This window comes from Streptomyces luteolifulvus, assembly GCF_008806595.1.
Taxonomy (GTDB): Bacteria; Actinomycetota; Actinomycetes; order Streptomycetales; family Streptomycetaceae; genus Streptomyces; species Streptomyces luteolifulvus.
The window spans coordinates 1-17,989 of the sequence record NZ_VZRB01000056.1 but is presented as its reverse complement, the minus strand read 5'-3'; the positions used below and the strand labels follow the sequence as shown (position 1 = coordinate 17,989).

At 67.0% G+C, this 17,989-nt stretch carries 12 protein-coding genes and 1 pseudogene; 7 read left to right on the top strand and 6 right to left on the bottom strand.

Going from position 1 to position 17,989, the window contains the following annotated elements; all coding sequences use genetic code 11:
* Window positions 1-368: 368 nt before the first annotated feature.
* Window positions 369-1,514, bottom strand: coding sequence for a thiolase family protein (locus F7R91_RS39110; RefSeq protein WP_150958292.1), 1,146 nt, complete (start codon window positions 1,512-1,514; stop codon window positions 369-371).
* A gap of 46 nt (window positions 1,515-1,560) precedes the next feature.
* Here F7R91_RS39110 and F7R91_RS39105 point away from each other — a divergent pair, with 46 nt between their 5' ends.
* On the top strand, window positions 1,561-2,364 hold the full coding sequence (locus tag F7R91_RS39105) for an enoyl-CoA hydratase-related protein (protein ID WP_150958290.1): 804 nt from the start codon (window positions 1,561-1,563) through the stop codon (window positions 2,362-2,364).
* 434 nt (window positions 2,365-2,798) lie between these two features.
* Here F7R91_RS39105 and F7R91_RS39100 read toward each other — a convergent pair.
* From F7R91_RS39100 to F7R91_RS39080, 5 genes and pseudogenes are all read right to left on the bottom strand, one after another.
* Window positions 2,799-4,031 (bottom strand): annotated as a pseudogene (locus F7R91_RS39100) (IS110 family RNA-guided transposase).
* Window positions 4,032-4,343: 312 nt separating this feature from the next.
* Complete coding sequence (locus F7R91_RS39095) at window positions 4,344-5,243, bottom strand: fumarylacetoacetate hydrolase family protein (protein ID WP_150958287.1); 900 nt, start codon at window positions 5,241-5,243, stop codon at window positions 4,344-4,346.
* A gap of 175 nt (window positions 5,244-5,418) precedes the next feature.
* On the bottom strand, window positions 5,419-7,647 hold the full coding sequence (locus F7R91_RS39090) for an ATP-binding SpoIIE family protein phosphatase (protein WP_225321053.1): 2,229 nt from the start codon (window positions 7,645-7,647) through the stop codon (window positions 5,419-5,421).
* 62 nt (window positions 7,648-7,709) lie between these two features.
* Entirely contained in the window at window positions 7,710-8,582 is an 873-nt protein-coding gene (locus F7R91_RS39085) for a 3-hydroxybutyryl-CoA dehydrogenase (protein WP_150958284.1), read from the bottom strand.
* An 85-nt stretch (window positions 8,583-8,667) separates the two neighbouring features.
* A complete protein-coding gene (locus F7R91_RS39080; protein ID WP_150958282.1) occupies window positions 8,668-9,567 on the bottom strand; it encodes a TrmB family transcriptional regulator in 900 nt (299 codons plus the stop codon).
* 372 nt (window positions 9,568-9,939) lie between these two features.
* On the opposite strand from F7R91_RS39080, the gene F7R91_RS39075 reads away from it, so the two are divergent.
* The 6 genes from F7R91_RS39075 to F7R91_RS39050 all read left to right on the top strand — a co-directional run.
* Window positions 9,940-10,914: an ABC transporter substrate-binding protein gene (locus F7R91_RS39075; protein ID WP_150958280.1), complete on the top strand. Its 975-nt coding sequence runs from the start codon at window positions 9,940-9,942 to the stop codon at window positions 10,912-10,914.
* A gap of 28 nt (window positions 10,915-10,942) precedes the next feature.
* A complete protein-coding gene (locus F7R91_RS39070; RefSeq protein ID WP_191971845.1) occupies window positions 10,943-11,710 on the top strand; it encodes an ABC transporter permease in 768 nt (255 codons plus the stop codon).
* A gap of 101 nt (window positions 11,711-11,811) precedes the next feature.
* Window positions 11,812-12,555, top strand: coding sequence for an ABC transporter permease (locus F7R91_RS39065; protein WP_225321056.1), 744 nt, complete (start codon window positions 11,812-11,814; stop codon window positions 12,553-12,555).
* Complete coding sequence (locus tag F7R91_RS39060; protein WP_150958274.1) at window positions 12,548-13,432, top strand: ABC transporter ATP-binding protein; 885 nt, start codon at window positions 12,548-12,550, stop codon at window positions 13,430-13,432. The genes F7R91_RS39065 and F7R91_RS39060 overlap by 8 nt, the downstream gene beginning before the upstream one ends.
* Window positions 13,432-15,099: a (2,3-dihydroxybenzoyl)adenylate synthase gene (locus tag F7R91_RS39055; RefSeq protein ID WP_150958272.1), complete on the top strand. Its 1,668-nt coding sequence runs from the start codon at window positions 13,432-13,434 to the stop codon at window positions 15,097-15,099. The genes F7R91_RS39060 and F7R91_RS39055 overlap by 1 nt, the downstream gene beginning before the upstream one ends.
* Window positions 15,100-15,436: 337 nt before the next feature.
* Window positions 15,437-17,989, top strand: a 2,553-nt coding sequence (locus F7R91_RS39050; protein WP_150958270.1) for a DEAD/DEAH box helicase, incomplete at its 3' end; no start/stop codon positions are given.

The following is a 17,989-nucleotide window of genomic DNA, read 5'->3' as shown; positions in this document are numbered from 1 at the left end:
CGGTTGCCGCCGGTCCGTGCCACAGCGAGGGAGAACTCCTGCTCCTGCTCGCCGAGAATCCCGCCGGTGGCCGACCGCCTCGGCCGAGCCGGACGCATGCCGGTCGGCCGGTCGCGCTACGACCACGACGAGTACCGCCGCCTGCTCTGGCAACGGGGCATCCAGCCCGTCATCGCCGAGCGAGGACAGCCGCACGGCTCTGGCCCGGGAACGTTCCATTGGGTCGGCGAACGCACCCCTCCTGGCTCCGCAGCTTCCGATGCCTGCGCGTCCGCCAGGAACGACTCGACGACACCCACGAGGCGTTCCTCGGCGTCGCCACCTGCCTGATCACCCACCGCCGCGTTCAGCGCTTTTGTCAGGACCTCTCAGAGACGTTCGAGGATGAGCGCCATTCCCTGGCCCCCTCCCACGCAGAGTGTGGCGAGGCCGGTTCTCCCGCTGCGGTGCTCGAGATTGGCGAGGAGGGAGCACAGCAGCCGGATACCGGTCATCCCGAAGGGGTGCCCGAGAGCGATGGCGCCCCCCGAAGGGTTGAGCTGGTGGTCAATGTCGATTCCGACCGTCCGGCAGACTGCGAGCACCTGAGCGGCGAACGCCTCGTTGAACTCCACAACGTCGATGTCCTCGATCGTGAGGCTTGCCTGGCGCAGCACCTTTCGGATGGCCTCGGTCGGCCCCACGCCCATGATCTCCGGAGCGACGCCGCTGACCGCCGTTGCCACGATCCTGGCCCGAGGCACGAGCCCTTCGCGCTCGGCCAGCCGCTCACTGACGAGTACCGCCGCTGCCGCACCGTCATTGAGCGGGCAGGAGTTACCGGCGGTGACGCTACCTCCCTCGCGGAAGACCGGCGGAAGAGCGGCGAGCTTCGCGAGGGTTGTGTCCCGGCGGGGGCCGTCGTCGGCGCTCACCGTCCGGCCGTCTGGGAGCACAACCGGGGTGATCTGCCGAGCCGTGCGGCCGGAGTGGATCGCCTCGACGGCCAAGCGATGACTGCGCAGCGCCAGGGCGTCCATGTCGTCGCGGCTCACCCGATACCGTTCGGCCACGTTCTCGGCCGTGACGCCCATGGGAATGTAGACATCCGCTATCCCGCTCTCCGTGAGCGCCGGATGCTGGTCTTCCTTGCGTGTCGTGCGTCCTACCTGGCTGACCGACTCGACCCCCGATACGAGGTATGCCTCTGCCTCACCGGAAGAGATCGCATGGGAGGCCATGCGGACCGCCTGCAGACTCGATGCACAGAACCGGTTGACCGTGGCACCCGGTACATCGAACGGCAGTCCCGCCAGCAGACCAGCCCGCCGGGCGAGATTAGATCCCTGCTTTCCTTCCGGATAGGCGGTGCCCAGCGCGTGATCGTCGAGCAACTCGGGGTCGAGTCCGCTCTCCCGTACGGCTCGTTCGATCACCCCGGCCACGAGGTCGTCCGGGCGGCACTCCTTGAGCGACCCTCTTACGGCACGGCCGATCGGAGTCCGCGTGGCTGAAACAAGATACGTGCCGAGCATCGCACCCTCCTGGATAGTACCTACTTTAGTAGGTAGTGTACGCAGCATGAAACGAACCGAATGCTCGCTCTCAAGCACACGAGGCGTGGCCGTCGTCACCCTCCAGGCCCCCGAACGGCGGAATCTGCTCACTGCCGAGATGGTGCGGGCCCTCTCGGACGCCTTCGACCAACTGGAGGCTGACCCCTCGATCCGGTGTGCCGTACTGACAGGGGCGGGCAGCGCGTTCTGCGCCGGGGCCGATCTGTCAACCCTCGACGACGCGGCGCACGGCCGCTTCGAACCAGTCCAGGAGGTTTACGAGGGATTCCTGCGCGTCCTGCGCTCACCGCTGCCGACCATCGCGGCGGTCAATGGTCCCGCAGTTGGGGCGGGCTTCAATCTCGCACTGGCCTGCGACGTCCGGCTTGCCGCAGAATCGGCGGTGTTCGACACCCGGTTCGCACGCCTCCACCTACATCCAGGCGGAGGTCACACCTGGCTGCTGGCGCAGGCTGTCGGTCGGCAGCATGCCACGGTGGCCTGCCTCTTCGGGCAGGTGTGGACAGCCGAGGAGGCACACAAGCGAGGGCTGGTGGCTGAGGTGCACGCTGACGGCCGGGTGCTCGATGCCGCCGTGGACCTGGGACAGAACCTCAACGCCCATGACGGCACCTTCGTCCGCAGACTCACGGCCACGATCCGCCAGTCGGCCGTCACGCCGGAACATCAAACGGCCCTTGCGGCGGAGACCGAAGCCCAACGCTGGTCGACGCAGCAGCCGGCCTTCCTGACCGGGGTCAGAAACATGCGCGATGCGATCAACCGGCGCCGCGCACGTGAGGACCAGAAAACCGCAGACGGCAGGTGACCAACAGGCGAGTCCGCTCGGGGCTGGGGTGTTTTGTGGGGATATCCCTGGTGTTCTCCTGCGCCCCGCCTGAGTCCCCAACCCTGTGGCCACTTCCGGCCGATAAGAACGGTCTGATCACCTGGGAGGTGAACGTCGACCGGGCCCATCAGCACGCCGCCGATGCCTCGAAAAGGGCAACCTGGAAAACGAGCCGACCGGCGGCGTCGCCGTCGAGCTGGCCGGCCACAGCCTTGGACGTTCTCCGGGCGGGCTACCACCAAATCCAACTTGCTGTCGAGCAGAGGCAGACTCCGCTGTCACGGTCGAGTTCGGCCGCGGAAGACGCACTCGCGGCCGTGAGGGTCTCATTCGCCCGCCTCAACTCCGCATCTCCCTACGGTTGATCAGCTCCTCGTGATCGCATCAGGTCAGACACCCCATGTCGTTTGACGTCAAGCGGCATGAGGGTGTGCGTGGTGCGACCAGGCGGTCGCTTCGTCGTAGAGGGTTCGGGTCTTGAGGCATCTGGCATCCGTGGAGGATGCCGACGAGTCGGTTGCCGACCTGCCGCAGGGCTGGGTTGTAACCGGCTTCGCGGGCGCGTTGCTTGTCGTAGTAGCGGCGGGCGCCCGGCGAGGCGCGCAGGGCGGAGAATGCCTGGGTCTGCAACGCGTCGACGAGCCGGTTGTTGCGGACGTAGCGGGCCTGGACGGTGTGGCTCTTGCCGGAGGCCCGGGTGATCGGGCTGGTGCCGGCGTAGTTCTTGCGGGCCTTCGCGTTGGCGTATCGGGTGGGGTCGTCTCCGAACTCGGCGAGCACCCGGGCGCCGGTGATCTCTGCGATGCCGGGCATCGACAGGTAGATCTTAGCGTCCGGGTGCGCGAGAAAATGGGCCTTCACCTGCCCTTCGAGTCCCGCTATCTGCTCGTTCAGCGCGATCAGCAGCCGGGCGTGAGCGGTGGCGGTGGCCGCGTAGGCGGCCGTGACCGGTTCGGACAGGCCAAGCTGCCGTTCGCGCAGCGCGGTCTGGATCGTGGCTGCCTTGGCGTCGCGGTTGTGCCGGCGGGCGCGGGCGAGAGCGGCGGTGATCTGGGTGCGGGTCAGCTTCGCCCCGGCTGCCGGGGTGGGAGCCTTGATCAGCAGTTCCAGCGCGTCCGTGCTGGTCAGCGTGAGATCCGCGTAGGCGTTCAAGGCAGCGGGGAAGTACTCGCGCAGCGTGCTGCGCAGCCGCTGGAAGGTGCGGGTGCGTTCCCAGATCAGGCTCTGGTGAGCGCGGGCGACGACCTTGACCGCCTGCGCCTGCTCGCTGTCCCCGGCGACGGGCCGCAGCTGGTCCCGGTCGATGCGGACCATGTCCGCCAGCGCGTGCGCGTCGCCCTTGTCGCTCTTGGCACCGGAGGTGCATACCGCTCCTTGAACCGGGCGACCTGGCGGGGGTTGATCGCGTAGACCTGGTAGCCGGAGGCGATCAGGGCCTGCACCCAGGAGCCGCGGTCGGTCTCGATCCCGATCACAACCTCCGCAGCATCCAGGTCACCGCCGCCATGACGGGCGACGAGCTCATGCAGCTTTGCGATCCCCTCCACGCCCTCGGGCAGCCTCGCGGCGGCCAGTTTCCGGCCGGTTGCGTCCTGGACCTCGACGTCATGGTGGTCTTCGGCCCAGTCATCACCGATCAGCAGCAACGCATCCTCCTGGTCAGGAACTTCGCTTCCCATGCAGCCTGCGGAAGGCGCGGCACGCGGCCTAATCGATCCAGTGCTCACGCCCCACCGCCCGGCGGGCACGCCACCCCCTCAACGGTCTGGCCCCCCGGCCGACCAGCAGGGGCACGGTCTGACCTCAGAAGTCGATGCTTCCGGCGGCAAGAGTGATCACCTACTGGCGGCTACGGCACCGAGTCTCTACGACCCGGCAAGTCCCATTAGGCGGTCGTCGCGTTCACCGGCGTCCGCCTCGGCCTGGCGAAGCCGGTTCCGCCGCGTTCATCAGCGGCGTCACTCGCGAACGCGGACCGGGTTGCAGACCCGGCCGACGCCGACGATGGTCACCTCCACCTCGTCGCCGGCGGAGAGGAAGACGCCTCTCCCTGCCCCCACCCCCGACGGAGTGCCGGTGGCGATGAGGTCCCCAGGTTCCAGGGTCACCAACTCACTGGCCGCGGACACCAGTTCGGCGACGGTGCACACCATCAAAGACGTGGAGGCGGCCTGCACCAAGTCGCCGTTGACCCGTGTCTGCACAAGGAGATCCTGCGGATCGTCGATGTGCCAGGCGGGTACGACGTCAAAGGCTATCGGCAAGGAAGTGTCTGCCCCCTTCGAGGCAAGCCAGTCCCAGACGAAGGGGGCCGGCACATCCCGCCGGCGGTGCGGGCCTCGCAGCGAGATGTCATTCACCACGGTGTACCCGCCCACGTGGTCCAGCGCCTTCTCCGGAGGAATATCGCGGCCGCCCCTACCGATCACGACGGCCAGCTCGCCCTCCCAGTCGACCTTGTCGTCCGGGGCACCGCTGATGAGGATGGGGGCGCCGTCCATGACGAGCGAGGTGGTGGGCGGCTTGAGGAAGAAGTACGGACGCCACTCGGCCCCGAAATTCTCCCCCATCTCCGCAAGGTGGTCCGCGTAATTGGGCCCCGAGCACAGCACCTTGCGTGGATACCGCAGTGGCAGGTCCAGTACGTAGCGCTCCACGACGGGGGACTTGTCAAGTGAGGCAGTGCGCAGCGCGCGTGCCACGTGATCCCAGTCCTGCACGACCTCCAACACACCTGGGTACGCCGCAAGCTCCGGCGGAGCTACCAGGGTTCCCTCTTCGAAACGTACGCCGGCCCGGCTCACGCCACCCCCCTCGTCGCCGAGTGGACGGTAGGTGACGAGACTCCACCCGGTCATGGGCTGCACCAGAAGTGAGCAGTATCATCAACGACCATGTTCACTACCATAGTGAGTAGCAAACAGTGACGTCAACTGAGCGGAGATTGCACTGAGGGTCGGCCTGCACCCGCCACGCTGGGAAGTGGACACCCAGGCCACCTCGAAGGTGGGCTGACGCGCGGTCGCGCGTGAGTCAACCGTCGAATACTGCACATCGCCCCGCACCAGGTGCCCTTCCCCGGTCCGAGCCGTGTGCGCTCATCTCGAACCAGACCGTCTTCCCCCGGCCGCTCGGCGAGTTCCCCCATGCCCTGGCGAGGGCTTCCACGATCACGAGGCCGCGACCTCCTTCAGCACGATCTTCTTCACGGGGAATGGTGACGGGAACGGCTGGGGTGGACGTGCTGTCCCTTACCTCCATGCGAATGTGCTCGGGATACCTGCGCAGCCGTACATCAACGTCGCTGTCTCCGTGCACCAGGGCATTGGTCACGAGTTCCGAGGCCAGCAATTCCGCTTCGTCGGTGACACTGCCGAGGTCCCATTCGCGCATGCAGTCACGGAGAAACTTCCGTGCCCTCGAGACTCCCTGGAGATCGTGGTGAGGAATCTCCAGACGTCGGACATAGCGCTGGGCATCCGCTGACGGCCCTTCGTAGCGCAGCAGCAGCAGCGCCCGGTCATCGGTACGGGACGACCGGCCGGGAAGGTCGATGAGCAGATCCCCGAGTGTTTCAAGTTCCCCGCCAGAGGTGACTACCGCCCTGTTGACGAACTCTTGGTCCCCGCCATTGGCAGGTTCAGGCCAGGGTCCTGTGTGTAGGACGGCCAGAGTTCCGGGGGTGAGCACTTCCTCCGCTGAGCGGTAGGCGGGATTGGCATCGACGCCCAGGGGCGGGCCCGCGTCGGCGTGAAGACCGCGGAAGGCACCGTCCGCCCCGTGAATCAGCGGCGGAGCATGTCCAGCGAGTGCTACTTCGAACGAGCCTGTTTCGGGGTCCAGTGCGGCGACGCAGCATGTCGCGAAGAGGCCGGTGGACAGGCCGATCATGAGCCTGTTCGTGCGGGTGAGGATGGTGGTGGGGTCATGTCCCTCAGTCGCATAGGCGCGGATGGCGCTGCGCAGCTCCCCCATCACAACGGCCGCCGACGTATTATGACCCTCTACGTCGCCTACGACCGCCACGATGCCTCCGGGCGATTCGACCAGGTCGTACCAGTCGCCGCCGAGTCCCATGGCTCCTTCGGCCGGCGCGTAACGGCAGGTGCTGGCGAGGCCCGGGGTCTGGGGCAGTACGCGGGGCAGGAGGGTTTCTTGCAGTTTCTGGGCGAGCATACGCTGGGCGTCCGCGACCTGGGTGCGGTGGAATGTCTGGCCCAGGAGGGTCGCCAGCGAGGTGAGCGCGGACGGTCCGTCGACCGGATCCCCGGGCTGCCTTCGGTAGCCGATGGAGCAGGTTCCGATGGCCCGATCGGCTGTGAGGAGAGGCAGAATCCACCAGATCTCTCCCTCTGCTTCGTTTGTGGCCTGTTGGCTGAGCCTGGCGGAGTCTCTGCTGTCAACGGTGTGCATGACCTGTTCGCGCTGGGCCACCGCCGTCGCCTCAGGTGACACTTTGCTCAACGGAATTCCGCTGAGCGCACGCAGGTATTCGGCCGAACACCCGGTTGCGCCGACGAGGTGCAGCCTGCCGGACTCGATGAGGCCAAAGGCAACCCCTGAGGCGCCGAAGCCATGGACCAGCCGCTCCATGGCGGCCTCGGCTGCCCCCTCCGTGGTGGTCTCGGACGCCAGGCGCAGCGCCAGTTTGTGCAGATGGTAAGCAGTGATGGCTTCACTGGTGCCCTCGTTGGGCACCGCCAGCGCCGAAGAGGGGTCGCCGGTCACGACGAAGGGAACTGCCGGAGGGGTCAGGGGCACGCCATCGGCGACCAGGCCGTCCAGCATCCCGGAGAGGGTGTGTGCGGCCTTGGCCATGCGTTCCTGCTCTTCGGAAGCGATCTCGGCCGATCTGCCTGCCTCTGCCCAGGCGATCGTCAGAGCCCCTCGCACGACGCCATCGGCCTTGAGGGGCGCCGAGGTGACGATGAACGGGAACGAGGCCTGCACGGCCATCTGCGGGTGCATTTTCAGTAGCTCGGTGGAGCGGGAAGTGGATGTCCGGCCAGTCCGGTACGCGGTCACCGATGCGAATGCTGCATCCTGCAGCGGTATGCGTTCCATGAGGGCCACAGCGCCGAGCGGCGTTACCACGGCGACGGCTGCCGCGAGGGCGGCCTCATCGGCATCTCGGAGATAGATCGAGCCGGCAGCGGCTCGCAATTCGCGCACACACCTGGCGGTCTCCGCAGCGACCTCCCGGTATACGGAAACGTCGTGCACGGGGAGAGCTGGATTCAGTGGCCGTTCGTCGGCTGGCATGGCGCGGCTTCCCATGACCCCCTCATCAGATGACCACCATAGCGCTGCCGCGTCGTCGGCACTCAGTACTGATGAAAGCCCCGCCCCGACTTGCGGCCGATGTGGCCTGCCTCGACCATGCGTGCGAGCAAGGGGGGCGGTGCGTGGAGCGGCTCACGGTATTCCTGGTAGAGCGATTCGGCGATGGCCAGTGTCGTGTCAAGGCCGATGTGATCCGCCAGGGCCAGGGGCCCCATGGGATGAGCGCAGCCCATCACCATGCCCGCGTCGATGTCCTCAACACTCGCGAATCCCGCTTCGTACATCCTGATCGCCGCGGTGATGTACGGGATCAGCAGCGCGTTCACGATGAATCCTGCGCGGTCCTGGGAGCGGATCACGTGGCGTCCCAACACTTCAGCCGCAAAGGCGTGTATGCGCTGCCGGGTGGCCTCGCCGGTGAGAACCGAGGGGATGAGTTCCACCAGTTTCAGTGTCGGCACCGGATTGAAGAAGTGCATGCCGATGACCATGGTGGGTCTGGAGGTCGCAGTCGCCAGCTTCACCACGGGTATGGACGAGGTGTTGGAGGCGATGATGGCATCGGGCTGTGTCATGGCTTTGTCCAAAGCCATGAGGATGTTCCTCTTCAGGTCCTCCCGCTCGGGGGCGGCCTCGATGGCGAGGTCGCGGTCGGCGAAGTCACCGAGGTCCGTGGTGAAGGTCAGCCGGTCGAGCGCCTCCGCACGGGCCTCCTCTGCGATCTTGCCGCGCTGCACGGCGCGGCCCAGGGACGAGTCGATTCTCGATCTGCCGGCGGTGACGGCCTCAGGGCCGACCTCGTACACCAGTGTCTCGAGTCCAGCGCGTGCGCAGACTTCTGCGATGCCGGAACCCATGAGCCCGCAGCCCACGATGCCTACTCTGCGGATACCAGCGGAGTGTGTAGTCGTCATGTCGGCTCTCCTGCAGGAGCTGCCCGCGCGTCTGAGGCGACACGGTCTGCTAGCTCATGGGTGGTCTGGCAATGGTGGTGCCGCGTCAGGCGGATCGGCTGCGACGGGTCGGTCGTACTGGGGCGGTTTCCGCAGCGTCGGCGACGGAGTCGCGGGTTGCTTCGGCGGCTTCCGGCGGAGTGGAGATCAGCGCCTCCATGCCTGGGCCGTAGCGGGCCTCGAGTTCCTCGCCGAGGTCCGCGAAGATCTGCTGCACGTAGAGATCATGACGCACATAGCCCTTGACCACGGCTGCGAGGAGGGCGTCCTTGGCATAGATCCCTTGCCAGTCCCGCCCGGCGGGTGCGAGTGCCCAGAGAGCTTCGTCGGTGTCGGCGACGAGCGCAAGGTGCCGGGCCTGGTGGTGGCGGTAGACGATGCCGCTGGTGCTGGCATGCCGAACCAGACGTCCGTGTCGCAGGGTGATCTCCCCGCGGCCGAACAAGAGCAGGTCGACACGGACGCCCCGGCTGTCGGCGTTCATGATGGCAGGGGTGAGGTCGTCCAGTTGGTCCGAGTGGAGTGACAGGTACACATGCCGGGATGCCGCCTCCATGAGGCTGGTGGCCTTCGTGGCCGAGGCGGCGAAGCTGCCCAGGGAGTTCATGACGCGGAGGCCCTCGTCGGCGTCGTCCAGGTGCAGTCGGTGCAAGCTCAGGCGCGCGTCGGCCAGCCTTCGGCCGAAGTCTCCTTCCAGCCGTGACATGAGGTGATCGGGCGAGACCGCCACATAGCGTGCCGGCTCGTCATTGATGCGGACCACGACATGCTTGTCCTCGAGGCGCCGGAGTGTCTCGTAGACCTTCGGCTGGGGAATCTTCGTACCATTGGACAAGGCGTATCCGGTCATCGGTGCTTGACCAAGCAGGCCCACGTAGGCGCGGGCTTCGTACTGGGTGAAGCCGAGCTCGACGAGCCTCTCGATCACGTTCAGCCGTTCTGTCATCAACACTCCCTAGGTCACCACCAGTGTAGTGAGGGCTTGCCTACGACTCCCCTGCCGTACGCCGCCTTTCGTAAGCAGGCATACCGTTGGCATCATAGCGACGGCTGCGGATTTTTCATACCTACCGCGGTAGGTCTTCCTAGCGCCGGGGAAGTCGCCGGTGGGACGTCGCCCGCGCTGGACTGCAGGCCACCGAGAGCCCGAAGGGGTGACCAGCGGCGCGCCTGCTTTTCCTGCCTTTCGGCCGCTCCAGCAGATTCGGCCCAGTACTCCCTTACGACACCTTGACTGCCTGTGCAGCGAAGGCTAGGTTTCGGTCACGTTACTACCTGAGTAGTTACTACTCGCCAAGATGCGACTGGAGGCTATGGGATGCTGCTGAACCGATCAGCCGGCTTCTTCCTGACAGCTGCCCTGGTACTCGCCGCCTGCGCGCCGGGAAGCGGCGGGGCGAAAGCGAGCAAAGACGACTCCGGCCAGGCGGCCATCACCGTTGCCTCACTCAAGGTCGCCGGGACCGCCCCCGTGGAACTTGCCCAACGCAAGGGCTTCTTCGCGAAGGAGGGTCTGGACGTGACCGTGAAGTACGTTGAGCCCGCGGCCGCGGTGCCTTCGGTGGTCGGTGGCCAGGCGCAGTTCTCGGTACTCAACGTACCCGCCGTGCTCGTCGCGCGGACCAACCACGTGCCCGTGGTCGGGGTCAGCGTGATCAGTACCTCCGCCTCCGACCCGGCCGACTACCCGATCAGACTGCTCACCACCAAGGACAGCCGGATCAAGGAGGTGAAGGACCTGAAGGGGAAGAAGGTCGCAGTGGACACGCTCTATCAGCTCCCGGACCTCACGCTCCGCACTGCCCTGCGAGCGCGCGGCATGGACCCTTCCGACGTCAAGTTCGTCGAGATCCCGTTCCCGCAGATGGAGCAGGCCCTGACCTCGGGCCGCGTCGACGCAGCCGACATGACCGAGCCCTTCGCCACCATGTCCGAGAAGGCCAAGGGTCTGCGCACCGTGCTCTCCAATGCGGAAGGGCAGAACGAGGACTGGCCCCAGACCATCACGCTCGCTTCGGAGCAGTACGCAAAGGCCAATGCAACCGTGGTGGCCGCCTTCCAGCGGGCCATGAACGCAGCGGTGGCCTACACGCATGACCACCCCGACGAGGCTCGGACGGTGGTAACGAAGTACACGCCCGTCCCGGCGGCGATCGCCAACGACATGAAGATACCCAACTGGCGATTCGATGCTCCGTCCAAGGGCTGGCAGAAGTGGGCCGAGGTCCTTCAAAGGGAAGGAGCGGTGCAGGATGAGGTCGACGTCTCCGCTGCCTACCGTTCCGCCCGCTGAACGCCACCGGGGCCGCAGAACCTGGTTCATGCTGATCCATGTCGGCAAGGGCCTGGCGGGCATCCTCGGGCTCGTTCTGCTCTATGAGGGTGCCCGCGCCACCGGCATCCTCCCTCGGGACACCATCCCCGGAGCACATTCCATCGCCACCACGGCCGTCCGGGAACTACTCGACGGCTCCCTGACGACGGCGGCCGGGGACACGCTCCAGGCATGGGTTCTCGGTCTCGCCGCCGCCTGCGCCGTGGGCGTCCCTGTCGGCATGGCTCTCGGCGCGTCCTCTTGGGCAGACTCGCTCGCGAAGGTCACGGTCGAGTTCCTGCGGCCGGTACCTGCAGTCGCCCTCGTGCCGGTCGCGGTGGTGTCGTTCGGGCTGGACATCATCATGCAGGTCTTCCTGGTCGGCTTCGCCTGCCTCTGGCCGGTGCTGATCGGGACCAGGCACGGTGTCCGCGCCATCGACCCCCTCATGATTGACAGTGCGAGGATGCTGGGCCTGACCCGACGGGCGGTGCTCACCCGGGTCTCCCTGCCTGCGACGCTCCCCGCCATCGCCACCGGCGTCCGTCTGGCCGCGAGCCTGGGCGTGATCGTGGCGGTAGCGGCGGAGATCGTCACCGGCAGTCCTGGACTCGGCCAGTACCTCACCCAGGCCCAGCAGGCCGGCGACGACGCAGCAGCGTTTGCTTCCGTCCTGATGTCCGGGCTGTTGGGCCTCGCAGTCAATATTCTCTTCGTCGCAGCGGAGGTCCGGGTCGCGGGATGGCAGCAACACAGCACCGAGGGGCGACGATGACGATGCACGAAACACGTAAGGCGCCGCCAAAGGGCGTGCCCTTCCGGCCGAGAGGCCGGTCCCGCGTCCGCGGACTGACCGTTGTCCGGGCTGTGGCCGGCATGGCCGTCTTCGCCCTGCTGCTTTTCGCGTGGGAGCTCGCGGGACGCCACGACACCACCGGGCTGCTGCCCCCATTCAGTGACGTCGCTGCAGAAATGGCCGCAATCCTCACAGGTGAGCGGCTCACCACCGACGTGCTGCCGTCCGTGCTGCGTGCACTGCTCGGCTTCGCCCTCGGATCGGTCATCGGGATGACCGCGGGCGTGGTACTCGGCTGGTGGCGGCGGCTGGACCCCTGGCTCCGGCCGCCGGTGGAATTCCTGCGGGCGGTGCCTACGCCGGCCCTGGTCCCGATTGCCGTGGTCGCCTTCGGTGCGGGCAACGCACTGCGCGTGTGGGTCATCGCGCTGGGAGCATGCTGGCCCGTGCTGCTGAACACGATGGACGGCCTGCGCCGTGTGGAGCCCGGATATATCGACAGCGCACGCGTCTACACCTCGGGCCGCACCACGGCCGTACTGGGACGAGCCGCCCTGCCGGCGGCGCTGCCCCAGATCACAAGCGGGCTACGGATCGGGCTTGCCCTCTCACTGATCCTCATGGTGATCAGCGAGATGATCGCCTCGTCCTCCGGCCTCGGCTATCTCATCCTGCAGAGCCAGCGGTTGTACGCCCTCACACCCATGTACGCCGGCGTCCTGATTCTCGCCTGCACCGGCTGGCTGCTCACACTGCTCTTCTCAGCCGCCGAGCGGCGTGCGCTGGTGTGGTTCGAGGGAATGAAAGGACGCAATCATGCCTGAAGCCATCAAGGGCAGGCAGCACGACCGTCAGGCCACCGGCCCGGCCGCCGCAACGCTGCTGGAAGCCCGGAATATCGCCAAGTGCTTCTCCCACCCCAACGGAACAGTCACCCCTGCCATAGGAGATATCGCCCTCTCCCTCGCCAAGGGCGAGTTCGTCGCCATCGTGGGGCCGTCGGGCTGCGGCAAGACCACCTTGCTGCGGTGTCTGTGCGGACTACTCAAGCCCGACAGCGGCACACTCAGCTACGCGGGAAAGCCGGTAAGCGATGTTCCCGAGGACGTCGCCGTGGTTTTCCAGGAGTACAATCGCAGTCTGTTTCCTTGGCTCTCCGTGCGACGCAATGTCGAGTTCGGACTGAACAAGCTGTCCAAAACTGAACGGCGGGCGCGGGCCGAGGAAGCACTGACGCGGGTCCACCTGACCGATGTCATCGAACACTATCCGTGGCAGCTCTCCGGCGGCATGCAACAGCGCGTCGCGATTGCCCGGGCCGTCGCGACCCAGCCGAATCTGCTTCTGATGGACGAGCCCTTCGCCTCCGTGGACGCCCAGACGAGGATCAGGCTGGAGACGATGACCGCGTCCATCAGTACCGAGTTGGGCCTCGCCACCCTTCTCATCACCCATGACATCGACGAGGCCGTCTTCCTCGCCGACCGCGTGATCGTCCTCTCCCCACGTCCCAGCAGCGTGCTCGCCGAGGTCGTCGTGGACATCCCACGCCCCCGCACCGAACTCGAAGTCAAGGCCATGCCTCGCTTCCAGGAATACAGGCGGCTCATTCACGACCTCATCGTCGCGAAGCAGTCAGATACACCCGATGTCGTCGACACCCCGGCACCGGACGGAACTGAGCCGGAAAGGTCCCCTTGATGAAGCTTGAACATGTCACAGCGTTCCCGCCCGAGTTCGCCTCTGTCTACCGCGCGAAGGGCTACTGGCGCGATCGACCGCTCATCGAGCGTTACGAAGAATCGTTCCAGACCTACGGGGATCTGACCGCGCTCAAAGATGACCACGAGAGCGTGACCTATGCCGAACTCGCCAAGCGGTCGGAAAAGCTGGCCCGGGTCCTCGCCGACGAGGGCATACGCCCCCGCGACCGTGTGGTGATGCAACTGCCGAACACGGTCGCCTTCGTCTGCCTGTACCTGGCGCTCCAACACATCGGGGCCATCCCCATCATGGCCTTGCCCTCCCACCGGTACAGGGAGGTGGAGCAGTTCGTCCGGCTGTCGGGTGCGGTCGCACTGGCCTCACCAGCCACCGCCAATGACGCCGACTTCCGTGACATCTTCTCGCGGATCTCCGCCCAGGAGCCCTCGCTGCGCCTGCACATCACCCTGGGCGAACCTGACCCGCCGCCAAGCCCCCGCACCCAGCGGACGCGGCTCGAGGACCTGCTCTCCGCCGAGCCCCTGCGATCGGCGCAGGATCTCGCAGCTCTGCGGGCGCAGATCGATCCCGAAGACCCGGCCGTGTTCCAGCTCTCCGGCGGTACGACCGGCATCCCCAAGCTGATTCCGCGCAGCCACAACGACTACGCGTTCAATTCGGAACTGGCCTCCTCCGTCGTCGACATCGAGCCGGGCGACGTACTGCTCGATGTACTGCCGCTCGCTCACAACCTGCCGCTGGCATGTCCCGGCCTGCAGGGATTCCTGTTCAACGGCGCGACAGTGGCGCTTGGCACGTCCACCCGACCGCAGGACGTCTTCCGACGCATTGAGTCCGACGGGGTCACCCATATGCATGTGGTGCCCGCCCTGCTGATCAAGCTGATCAATGATGAACAAGCAGGCCAGTACGACCTGTCGACGGTACGAGTCATTCAGAGCGGCGGGCAGCGGCTCCAGCCGGAGACACGCGTCAGGGCCGAGAAGGTGTTCGGCCGAGCCATCGTGCAGGAGAACTTCGGCATGGCCGAAGGGCTGTTGATGTTCGTCAGGCTCGACGATCCCGCCGAGGTCCGGCTCGAAACAGTCGGCCGGCCCGTCTGCGACGACGACGAGGTCAGAATCGTCGACGAGAACGGCAATGACGTCCCGGACGGCACGGTGGGCGAACTGTGGACCCGCGGGCCCTACACACTGCGGGGCTACTACAACGCGCCCGAGCACAACAAGACAGCGTTCTCAGCCGACGGCTTCTACATGTCCGGTGACCTCATGTGGAAGCACCCCTCAGGCAACTACGTCGTCGCCGGACGGAAGAAGGATCTCATCAACCGCGGCGGCGAAAAGATCTCCGCCGAAGAGGTGGAGAACCTCATCCTGACCCACCCCGCGGTGCTGAACGTCGCCTGCGTCCCCGTCGACGACGCCGTGCTGGGCGAGCGGATGTGCGCATGCGTCGTGCTCAGGCCCGGCACGACGCTCACCCTCTCCGAGCTCGTCTCCCATCTCACCGAATTCGAACTCGCCCGGCACAAGCTTCCCGAATCGTTGAGGGTGTACGACAGCTTCCCGCTGTCACCCGTCGGCAAGGTGTCGAAGAAGGATCTCATGGCGGATCTTCGGAGGGCGCTGAGCCGCGACTGAGCGACCCCTCGCGGGTGTTGTCCGCAGTGGCCGCAGTGGGGCCTTCAACGCCGGAGCATGGCTGCCCGGTCTTGGGGGCCCTGCACCCGCTCGGGATCGACCATGTGTGTGGCTCAAGAGGATATCAGCTGCGGGGATCAGGCCGGCGCCGAGTAACTTCAGTAGCACTGGCGCCCGTTCGCGCACGAGTACGGGGCGGTCGCGGAGGGTGGCGCACATGTGACCTGCTGGGGTCCGCTCAGGCGGCGCAGCCGCACCCCCTGGAACAGGGGCGCCGGTTGAGGGAAACCTGACTGCTTTCGCTGCGTGACGCACGCGCAGTCTGGATCATGGGAGCGTGGAGGATTGGGCCGACTGCTTCGATACCGACGAGTTGCGCATCCGTCTCGACGTGGCGCTGGAGGAGAACGCAGAGCTACACGAGGAGATCGCCCGGCTGAGAGTTGACAACGCCCGGCTGTGCAGCCTCCTTGGCCGAGACATCCAGACCGCGCCTGCCGGCATGCTGCCTATTTCCGAGCCCGTCCCGGCACCGCCACCAGCCGGGGCCGGTGGGCTGCCGTATGCGGATGCCTCCTCCAGCGCCGAGGCGAAGATCGCCCTGTTCAGGGCCCTGTTCGCGGGCCGCGAGGACGTCTACGCCAAGCGGTGGGTGAGCGCCAAGTCCGGCAGGACCGGCTGGAGTCCGGCCGAGGACAACCCGTTCGACAAGAGCAAGGCCGACGAGGACCGGGTCTTCTGGCCGCTGACCGACGAGTCCGTCTACCGCCACCTGGACCCGACCCGTCAGGGCCGCAGCGAACTGCATATCGGGCTGTATCCGCTGCTGGCCGACGACAGCTGCCGGCTGCTGGCGTGCGACTTCGACGGCAAGGACGGCAGCGACTGGCGCGCCGACGCGAGCGCGTACGTCACGGCCTGCCACGAGGCGGGCGTTCCCGCAGTCCTCGAGATCTCCCGGTCCGGGAAGGGCGCGCATGTGTGGACGTTCTTCACCGCCGCGGTCGCGGCGGCCACCGCCCGCGCCCTGGGGATGGCACTGCTGCGCCGGGCGATCGACGCCCGCGGGCAGATGGCGCTGTCCAGCTACGACCGGCTCTTCCCCGCCCAAGACTTCCTGCCGACCAAGGCCAGGGGCAGCTTCCGGTTCGGCAGCCTGATCGCGCTGCCGCTGCACGGCGTCTCCCGCGGCAAGGGCACCACCGTCTTTGTAGACCCCGACACCTGGCAACCGTATCCGGACCAGTTCGCCCACCTCTCGCACACCGAGAGACTGTCCCCGGCCGACGTCGCCTCGCTCGTCGACAAGCTCGGCCCGGTCAAGGCCGGGCCTTCCCCGACCGCCCCGGAGCTGGGGCCCCGGCCTCGCCGCAAGGCCCTCGGCAAGGCGCCCGCGCGCGTTCAGGCCCGGCTCTCGGCGATGCTGGCGATCTCCACGACCGGGCAGCCGCCGCAACTGCTGGCCGCGCTCAAGCATGCCGCGTCGTTCCACAACCCGGAGTTCTACCGCAAACAGAACCAGCGCTTCTCCACCTGGGGCACCCCACGCCTCGTCTGCTGCTTCGACGCATCCGACCCCGATTGGCTCAAACTGCCCCGTGGCCTGGCAGACGAGGCCGCCCAGCTCATCGCCACCGCCGGCGGCACACTCACCATCGCCAGCGACCTGCCGAAACCCCCGCCGGTCACCGCCCGCTTCACCGGCCTGCTGACCGCCGCTCAGCAGGCGGCGGTGGACGCGATGACCGAGCACCCGGCGGGCACCCTGGTCGCGCCGCCCGGCTCAGGCAAGACCGTCATGGCCTGCGCCCTGATCGCCCACCACCACACCCCGACCGCGGTGATCGTGAACCGGGCAGAGCTGCTGACCCAGTGGAAGGAGCGGCTGGCCACCTTCCTGGACCTGGGCGAGGGGCAGGTCGGCTCGCTCGGCGGCGGCAAAGACCGTCGCGCCCGCATCGTCGACCTGATCATGCTGCAGACGCTGTCCCATCGCGACGCCCCCGACGACCTACTCGACGGCTACGGACTGGTCATCGTGGACGAGTGTCACGCCGTCGGCGCCCCCGGCGCCGAAGCAGCGATCCGCAGAACGAAGGTGCCGCGGTGGGTCGGGCTGTCCGCCACGCCGTACCGCGCCGACCAGATGGACCCAGTGATCACCATGCAATGCGGTCCCATCCGCCACGAGATCGAAGACGCCAGCACCTTCGCCAAACACCTCGTCATCCACACCACGACCTTCACCACCGACGAGCCGGGCACCGACGGCGCGTCCATCCAGGCCATCTACAACGAACTCGCCCACACCACCGACCGCAACCGGCTGATCGCGGCGGACATCGCCGACGCCGCCAGGCGCGACCGATGCAGCCTGGCCCTGACCAACCGCGTCGAACACCTCCACCAGCTCGCCGAAGCCCTCCAACCGCACGGCGTCACCCCGCTGATCCTGCACGGCGGCATGCCGCCGGCCGAGCGCGCCCGGGTCCGTTCTGCCCTGGCCCAGGAGCACGACGAACCGCTGGTGCTGCTGGCGATCGACAAACTCGCCGGCGAGGGCTTCGACGCACCACGCCTCGACACCCTCTTCCTGACCAGCCCCATCTCGTTCAAGGGACGCGTCATCCAGCAGGTCGGCCGAATCATGCGCAACACCGAAGCACGGAAGTCCCACGTCGAGACCCACGACTACCTCGACGCCGACGTCCCCCTCCTGGAACGCATGCACCACAAGCGCCGCCGCATCCTCGAACGCCGCGGCTTCACAACCACCACGCCAGAGCACCTGCCGCCCACACCGGCCCGCATACCTGTCCCCACCGCCCGGCGGCCCCGGTCCGTAGCTGCGGCGCCGAACGTGGCCGAGGTGCGGGCCTGGGCCCGCGAA

Bases quoted from the DNA above. Each gene is read 5' to 3' on its own strand.
- F7R91_RS39110 (WP_150958292.1), bottom strand. From the start codon at position 1,514: ATGCTCGGCACGTATCTTGTTTCAGCCACGCGGACTCCGATCGGCCGT.
- F7R91_RS39105 (WP_150958290.1), top strand. From the start codon at position 1,561: ATGAAACGAACCGAATGCTCGCTCTCAAGCACACGAGGCGTGGCCGTC.
- F7R91_RS39095 (WP_150958287.1), bottom strand. From the start codon at position 5,243: ATGACCGGGTGGAGTCTCGTCACCTACCGTCCACTCGGCGACGAGGGG.
- F7R91_RS39090 (WP_225321053.1), bottom strand. From the start codon at position 7,647: ATGCCAGCCGACGAACGGCCACTGAATCCAGCTCTCCCCGTGCACGAC.
- F7R91_RS39085 (WP_150958284.1), bottom strand. From the start codon at position 8,582: ATGACGACTACACACTCCGCTGGTATCCGCAGAGTAGGCATCGTGGGC.
- F7R91_RS39080 (WP_150958282.1), bottom strand. From the start codon at position 9,567: ATGACAGAACGGCTGAACGTGATCGAGAGGCTCGTCGAGCTCGGCTTC.
- F7R91_RS39075 (WP_150958280.1), top strand. From the start codon at position 9,940: ATGCTGCTGAACCGATCAGCCGGCTTCTTCCTGACAGCTGCCCTGGTA.
- F7R91_RS39070 (WP_191971845.1), top strand. From the start codon at position 10,943: ATGCTGATCCATGTCGGCAAGGGCCTGGCGGGCATCCTCGGGCTCGTT.
- F7R91_RS39065 (WP_225321056.1), top strand. From the start codon at position 11,812: ATGGCCGTCTTCGCCCTGCTGCTTTTCGCGTGGGAGCTCGCGGGACGC.
- F7R91_RS39060 (WP_150958274.1), top strand. From the start codon at position 12,548: ATGCCTGAAGCCATCAAGGGCAGGCAGCACGACCGTCAGGCCACCGGC.
- F7R91_RS39055 (WP_150958272.1), top strand. From the start codon at position 13,432: ATGAAGCTTGAACATGTCACAGCGTTCCCGCCCGAGTTCGCCTCTGTC.